Below are 4210 nucleotides of genomic sequence, written 5' to 3'. Positions count from 1 at the left end.
CGGCGGCCGGCGCCGCCCTGCGGTTCTCCGGTGTGACCGCCGGCTACCGCGACATCGCTCATGTCAGCCGCCCAGTGCCGCGACGATGACCCGGGTGTTGTGCTCCTCGGCGCCGAGGTAGGTGCCCTGCGGGGTGCCGGGTGCACCGAGGCTGTCGCCGTACAGGGCGTCCTCGCCGCCGACCACCTTGACGCCGGCCTGCTCGGCGATGGCCTCCGCGGTCTTGGGCGGCAGCGAGCTCTCGGTGAAGATGGCCCTGGTGCCGGTCGCCCTGATCTTGGCGACCAGGTCGGTGAGCTGCCGGGCGGACAGCTCGGCCGAGGTGTCCAGGCTGGGGATGACCGAACCGACGAACTCCAGCTTGTACCGGTCCACGTAATACCCGAAGGCGTCGTGGTTGGTGACCAGCTTGCGCTGGGCCGCGGGCAGCTCGGCGAAGGCGGCCTCGTTGTCGGCGTCCAGCTTGTCGAGCTTCGCCGCGTACGCGGTGAGGTTCGCCGCGAAGGTCGCCGCGTGGGCCGGGTCGGCCGCGGCCAGGCCCTTCTCGATGCCGGTGACCATGATCTTCGCGTTGCGCGGGTCGTGCCAGATGTGCGGGTCGTGCTCCTCGTCCGCGTGCCCGGCCTCGGGTTCCGCGCCCTCTTCCTCCTCGTGGCCGCCCTCGCGCAGGGTCACACCCTGGCTCGCGTCCACGACGGTGCCGCGGAAGCCGGACGACTCGATGGTCTGGTCGAGCCAGGCCTCGAGGCCGACGCCGTTCTTGACGACCAGCTTGGCGGCGCCGACGGCCTGGATGTCGGCCGGCGTGGGCTCGTACTCGTGCGGGTCGACATTGGGCTTGATGAGCTGGGTCACGGTGACGTCGGCGCCGCCGATGGTGCGGACGAAATCGGCGACCTCGGGGGTGGTTGCGACCACGGCCAGGGACGTGCCGCCCGACGCGGTGCCGCCGCTCGCGCCGGCACCGTCAGAGCCGCATCCGGCGGCGAGCAGGACTGCCGCGACGGCCGCGGCCACAGCCAGTTTCCGGGGGGTTCGGTTCATGATCAACGCTCCTGTCGGCAAGAACCGGAACGGTAATCGTTTTCACTAAGAATCGTCTAATGGCAAAGTGACCATGCGATTCCCACCGGCACGAAAACCGGGCTGCGGGCCCGGCGTGGCGTTGCTAGCGTGCGCCGAGGACAACGGGGCGGTACGGGGATGAACGAGATGAACTGCTCGAGGTGTGGGGTCCGGCTCACTCACGCCGGTCAGGGCCACCGCTGCGCGGGCGGCACGGTGCCACAGATTCTGCTTCCGCTGCGGTGGCGGATCGCATGGTGGGCGCTACTGCTGCTCACCGCGGCACTGGGCACCCGCTCATTGACGAAGGCCGCGATCGCCGGCGATGTGCTGGAGTCGTCCGGCAAGCAGATTCCCGTCGTGCTCTCCGCCGCCCTGGCGGCGGCCCTGGTGGTGACGTTCGTGGTCTGGGCCCGCCTCACCAAGAGCATCGTCGAAGCCCACGGCGGCACGGTTGCCGTGGTCCGCAACCGGGCGCTGTCCGGCGCGGCGGTGCTCGTCGTGGTGTCCCTCGTGCTGTCGTCGGACACGGCGGCGTTCCACCTGGTCCGGGTCGCCGCCGCGGCACTGTTGCTCGTCGGCGTGGCGGTCGCACGGACGAGACTCCAGTCGTGGTTCACCAGTGCGGACCGACCGGTCGGCGCCGGAGCTGAGCCGGTGGCGGCGCCGTCGTGGAACGGCGTGCCGTCCCCGGAGCCGCGGCCGGAGGACTGGGACGCCGGGCGCTGGGACCCCGAGATCCAGGCCGACATCGAACGCCGGCGTCGTCGCGAGTCGGCTGAATAAAAAGTTGGCATCCCTGGTAACGAATTTTCCTCCCGGTACCCCGTACCAGTCGAAGACGCCGGCACTCAATGCCGGCGTGGCCGCCGGGAGGGGTGCATGGACAAGGTCGACTGGTCAACACTCGTGGAGTGGGCCGCCCGCGCGGTGACGACGGCATGCGCTTGGCAGGCAGCCATTCGAACGCGCCGACGGGACCCGTACGCGGAGGCGGCGTGGGCCTTGAGCCGTCGCCGGCCGCAGGGCGGACATGCTTGTGGCACGCTCCCGGACGGCACGACGTGGCACCTGCGCATCGCCCCGGAGGGAACGCCTTGCGATGAGCGGTGACCAGACCGGCACGGCCGGAAGCTTCGTTGCGTTCAACATGGGCCGGCTGCACCGGTACGCCCAGGGCAAGCTCGCCCAGTACCGGGTGCCGTCCGGCCGGTTGCAGGCGGACGACGTCGTCAACCACACGATGGCCGAGGTCCTCGAGCGCTGGGAGGACATCCGTCAGCCCCAGCGCTACATGTACGTCGTAGCCCGCCGCTTCGTCCTGCAGGCGGCCCACGACGCCGGCCGCTTCACCCATGATCCGACGACCGTGGATCAGCCCGCGGACTTCGATGAGCTGGCTCCGGACGAGATGACCTGGACGTCGAACCGGACTCTGCCGCCCGTCGACGATCAAGCGTGCGGAAAGGTCGTCGCCGGCGAGCTCAGAGCAGCGCTGGGCGTGCTCACCGAGCAGCAGCGGCGCGCCGTCGAGCTGGTCGACATGAGCCGGCGATCACGGACCGACAGCGCCGCCGCGATGGGGGTGACGCCCGGAGCAGTGTCCGCTCATCGCGCCCGGGCCCTGAAGCGGTTACGAACGCGGGTCATCCACCTGCAGGACGCGTTGTACGGCGTGGTCGTCCTGCTGATCGTGGTGACCGGACTGACGTGGCACTGGCTTGTCCGCCGCAACGAGCCGGGCTCGGGCTTCGTGTCGATCGGTCCGGACTGGTTCACGTCACCCGGTAGCGGGTGGATCATCCCGGTCGACGTCGACCAGGCGATGGTCTTCGGACTGCTGACAGCGGCCGGTCTGCTCCTCGCGACCCCGGCGGCGTGGCGGGCCTTGCGGAACAGCGCGCGCGATCGATGACCACGTATTCGCAGGCCGCTTCACAGGCGGACGACCTCGCCGCTGCGGCGGGCCCGTTCGGCCGCCCACACCACCCGGTGGCTCGCCAGGCTCGCCGCCGCGTCCGACGACACCAGACTCGGGTCGCCCGCGGCGACCGCGGCCAGGAACGCCTCCACCAGCCCTTCGTCGCCGCCGCCGTGACCGTCCGACGCGGACGGGCCGCCCGCCTCCGCCGAGTCCAGCGTCGTCTCCGCGCCGGTGCGGAAGTCGACGTGACGCAACGTCCGGCCGTCGCCGTCGAGGTAGCCGTGGGTGCCCATCAGACGGGTGTGGCGGTGCTCCATCGGGGTGAAGGCGCTCATCGTGAACGAGCACGTCGCCCCGCCCGCGAACTCCATCGTCACCACCTGGTGGTCGACCACGTCGTTGTCGGCGGTGTAGACGCAGCGGCCGTACGGGCCGGTGCGCAGCGCGTGCAGCACCGCCTGCTCGGTGGGCTCCGGAGTCACCGCGCCGAGCGGCCAGAAGTGCTGGTCCGGGTCCGCGAGCGCGCCGAGGTAGAGCCGCTTCGCCGAGTACGGGCACACCGGCTCGACCGGGCAGTCCAGGCACCGGTCCGCGGCCCCCTCCGGGCGTTGCTCGGGCCGGAAGTGGGTGCGGCTGCCGAACGAGCTGATCCGCTCGGGCAGGCCGCCGAAGAGGTGCACCAGCCAGTCGATGTCGTGGCAGGACTTGGTCAGCAGCATCGGCCCGGACTCGTCCTCCCGGCGCCAGTTGCCGCGGACGAACGAGTGCGCGTGGTGCCACCAGCCCACCGGTTCGAGGTGCTCCACGGCGACCAGCCGCCCGATCCGGCCCTCGTCCAGCAGGCCCTTCACCAGCTTCGTGTACGGCGTGTACCGCAGCACGTGGCACACCGCGAGAATGACGCCGTTGCGGACCGCCGCCGCGGCGATCTCGGCCGCCTCGGTCTCGGTCGGCGCCATCGGCTTCTCCAGCAGCAGGTGGTAGCCGAGGTCGGCCAGAGCCACGGCCGGGGCGAGGTGCAGGCGGTCCTGGGTCGCGACGATCGCGGCCTCGGCCAGCCGGCCCGCGGCGGCCAGCTCCGTCCAGTCGGCGTAGACCCGGTCGGCGGGGATCTCGAATTCGGCCGCCACACTCTGTAAACGTTGGGCGCTAGGTGTGGGGGACCTCTCCGGTTCTCTGTGCCGCAGCTAACGCATTAAGCGCCCCGCCTGGGGAGTACGG

The 4210-nt window shown here is 71.0% G+C and carries 4 protein-coding genes; 2 read left to right on the top strand and 2 right to left on the bottom strand.

Translation table 11 applies throughout. The features are described 5' to 3' along the window. Nucleotides 1–63: 63 nt before the first annotated feature. Entirely contained in the window at nucleotides 64–1044 is a 981-nt protein-coding gene (locus AB0C29_RS36450; protein ID WP_360830273.1) for a metal ABC transporter substrate-binding protein, read from the bottom strand. A gap of 237 nt (nucleotides 1045–1281) precedes the next feature. Between AB0C29_RS36450 and AB0C29_RS36445 the strand changes: the two genes are divergently transcribed. Both AB0C29_RS36445 and AB0C29_RS36440 read left to right on the top strand, forming a co-directional pair. Continuing rightward, nucleotides 1282–1851 (top strand): hypothetical protein, encoded by a 570-nt coding sequence (locus AB0C29_RS36445; RefSeq protein WP_360830270.1) that lies wholly within the window; start codon nucleotides 1282–1284, stop codon nucleotides 1849–1851. A 316-nt stretch (nucleotides 1852–2167) separates the two neighbouring features. Further along, nucleotides 2168–2980: a sigma-70 family RNA polymerase sigma factor gene (locus tag AB0C29_RS36440; RefSeq protein WP_360830267.1), complete on the top strand. Its 813-nt coding sequence runs from the start codon at nucleotides 2168–2170 to the stop codon at nucleotides 2978–2980. Nucleotides 2981–3000: 20 nt separating this feature from the next. Here AB0C29_RS36440 and AB0C29_RS36435 read toward each other — a convergent pair whose 3' ends face one another. Beyond that, a complete protein-coding gene (locus AB0C29_RS36435) occupies nucleotides 3001–4176 on the bottom strand; it encodes a Gfo/Idh/MocA family oxidoreductase (RefSeq protein WP_360830276.1) in 1176 nt (391 codons plus the stop codon). Nucleotides 4177–4210 lie beyond the last annotated feature (34 nt).

Origin of the sequence: Actinoplanes sp. NPDC048791 (assembly GCF_040650095.1) — a bacterium.
Taxonomy (GTDB): domain Bacteria; phylum Actinomycetota; class Actinomycetes; order Mycobacteriales; family Micromonosporaceae; genus Actinoplanes.
This window is presented reverse-complemented; position numbering and strand designations above follow the sequence as displayed.

Excerpts from the sequence above, each read along its gene's own strand:
- AB0C29_RS36450 (WP_360830273.1), bottom strand. The coding sequence starts at position 1,044 with ATGAACCGAACCCCCCGGAAACTGGCTGTGGCCGCGGCCGTCGCGGCA.
- AB0C29_RS36440 (WP_360830267.1), top strand. The coding sequence starts at position 2,168 with ATGAGCGGTGACCAGACCGGCACGGCCGGAAGCTTCGTTGCGTTCAAC.